The sequence below is a fragment of the Nonomuraea sp. MG754425 genome (genome assembly GCF_021699195.1).
Taxonomy (GTDB): Bacteria; Actinomycetota; Actinomycetes; order Streptosporangiales; family Streptosporangiaceae; genus Nonomuraea.
The window spans coordinates 1-2,255 of sequence record NZ_SSXE01000391.1; the positions used below are offsets into that span (position 1 = coordinate 1).

2 protein-coding genes are annotated in these 2,255 nt (G+C 69.2%); one reads left to right on the plus strand and one right to left on the minus strand.

Features of this window, described 5'->3' with window-relative positions; genetic code table 11:
• A partial coding sequence (locus FAF44_RS52880) for a hypothetical protein (protein WP_237111069.1) occupies nucleotides 1-566 on the minus strand: 566 nt, incomplete at its 3' end.
• Between the two features lie 403 nt (nucleotides 567-969).
• Between FAF44_RS52880 and FAF44_RS52885 the strand changes: the two genes are divergently transcribed.
• Nucleotides 970-2,190 (plus strand): hypothetical protein, encoded by a 1,221-nt coding sequence (locus FAF44_RS52885; protein WP_237111070.1) that lies wholly within the window; start codon nucleotides 970-972, stop codon nucleotides 2,188-2,190.
• Nucleotides 2,191-2,255 lie beyond the last annotated feature (65 nt).

Sequence of the window (2,255 nt, forward strand, 5' to 3'; positions counted from 1 at the left end):
TCGGTGCCGGTGCGGCCGAGGTAGATCCATTTGATCCTGAGTGGTGGCGCGGGTGCGGGGGTGGGGGTCAGCGGGATGATCAATCTGATGAGGTGGCGGTCCGGTGAGCGGTAGAGCTGGTTGAAGGTGTCGTGGTGTCGGTTGCCGGCGCCGTGGTACCGGACGCCTTGGGCGTGGCGTTGGAAGCCGTGCTGGGTGAGGGCGCGGGTGTAGGGCAGCGTGAGGGGCATGCACGCGGCGATGTCGTCGCGGGTGTCGTAGTAGCCGCCGAGGATGTTGGTCATGTGGGCGGCGATCATGTGGCAGTCGGGCGGTCCGCCGGTCGTGCATGCGTGGCAGGTGTGGGTGTCTTCTCTGGTGTCGCAATTGCCTCCCAGGGTGAACATGTCCTCGTAGTCGCAGATTTCGAGGAGGGTGCCGTCGTCGCCGCGTTCGGAGGGGACGATGACGGGCTGATCGTGGCGGTCGTCCCACATGATCGCCCATCCGGGGCCGTAGTTGGCTAGCGCGCGGGCGTGCCGGGGGCTCACCAGACGGCGGGCGGCGGTGGTGCTGGCGTGTGTCATGCGGTGTGCCTTTCGATTCCCCGGGCGGGGCGTCATGTCGGCGGTATTTACCGCCTAATCCCATGGACGCTCGACCCGCAATGTTTGTCAACCGGGATGCGGATTCACCGCGCAGATTATTTCGCGAGGCATTCGGGCATTCGGGCATCGTTCGCTGTCGTCCGGTGAAATAGGTGAAGAGCTGGACGCGCGTCTGATGTCAAGCCGATTCCATGAGCTTCTCGTGAGCTGTTTTAGCAGCTCAGCGGTTATTTTGTTAGGTTTGCCTCTCCAGCCGTTGGGGTGACACAGGAAATGGCCCGGTCGACTTGCCAGCCGCGTTTTGTGCGAGGGATGGTCGTGACGCAAACGAAAACACCGGGCCCGACGGGGCCGGTGATGCGACCGGAAAGGGCGTCACACAATGGCTATTCACACCTCGGAAATGCCCGCTACCGACACCGTTCCCGATGGCGCGGAAACCGCCGTCACTATTCCTAACGCCGCCGCGCCTGTGACAGCCCCTGACAGCCCTGGCACCACTGTCCCGGACGCCGAGCCCGCCCCGGACGGGGACGCCCGTGTGGCGGCGGTGTGGGCGGCCCTGAATGCTGAGCCGGGTGGGTCGGCCACGGTGATCGGGGCGGCGGCCGGGCTGAGCCGGATGGTGGCGGGCAAGATCCTCAAACAGTTCGAGGCCGAGGGGCGGGCCCGCCGTGAGCCGGGGACGAACGACGGTCAGACGCGGGGCCGCGCCGCTGACCGGTGGTACCCGATCACCGCCGCCACCACCGAGCCGACCGGCACCGCCGACGTGTCATCCCCGGCCCCGGCTCCGGAATCGCCGGATGTCGCACCGCCCGCCGCGATTACGGCGCCGGACGCGGGAACTCCGCACGCGGAGGCGATCCCCGCTTCAGATGAGGAGGTGCTCCCGGCCGCCATCGTGTCGGCCGACCCCGCCCCGGCGCAGGAGCCGACCGGCGAGGCGAACGCGGCTGAGGAGCCGGGCGGCCAGCCGGAGGATCTGAGCGTGGACGATACGGCCGGTCAGGGCGCGGAAGATCAGCTGGGCGGTGCACCCGACGCCGACACCGACGCCGACGCATCCGAGCCGGTGGCCGATGATCCGGCTTGGGTGCGGGCGCGGGCGGACCTGACGGAATTGATCGAGCTATTCGGTGGGGTGATCTCGGCAAAAGACCAGGGGGGCGCCGTGATGGCGTTGGGGTGCCTGGAAATGGCGATGACGAAGGTCACCTCGGCGCACCGTAACGCGCGGGCGGTGCTGACCGGTACCAGCACCGCCTCGGCCCCCCCGGCGTCCCGTCCGGGTACCGCAAGCGGCGCGGGTGCGGGGGACGGGGTCCGGTCGGGTGCGTTGCGGGACATGGTGCACGCGCACCTGCTCGAGTTCCCGGACAAGGACTTCACCCCGTACGAGATCGGCCGGGTATTGGACCGTTCGTCCGGTGCGGTGGCCAACGCCCTGGATCGGCTGGTCAGCCTCGGGGATGCGGTGCTGTGCTGTGAGCGGCCCCGCCGGTTCGCCCTCGCCCCCAACGCCACCCCTGCCACGGTTGCGGCTGTCCCCGCCGACGCTGACGCCGGGAACGCTGTGGAGGCCGACACCTACGGCGACTGAGCCGGGGGTGCGGGCGGGCCGCCCCAACCGGCCCGCCCGCACCCCCGGCTCAGTCGCCGTAGGTG